1 pseudogene is annotated in these 205 nt (G+C 62.9%); it reads left to right on the forward strand.

What is annotated here, in order from left to right:
• Positions 1-205, forward strand: a pseudogene (locus ACW5XD_RS24040) (IS1595 family transposase); the annotation flags it as partial.

A 205-nucleotide genomic window follows, 5' to 3' on the forward strand; every position in this document is an offset into this window, starting at 1 on the left:
TTGCGGGCGATGGCAGGCCATCAAGCCACGTGGGAAGAGGGCATCGTTGAGGTCGATGAGACTTTCTTCCTCGAGTCGTTCAAGGGGCAACTGGGGCTGCCGCGCCCGGCGCGACGTCGCGGGGGTAAAGGGCGAACTCGTGGAACCGGGCCGGATTACATTCCGGTGATGGTGGTGCAAGACCGGGCAGGACACCATGCAGATT

The organism is Aeromonas enterica (genome assembly GCF_054052465.1).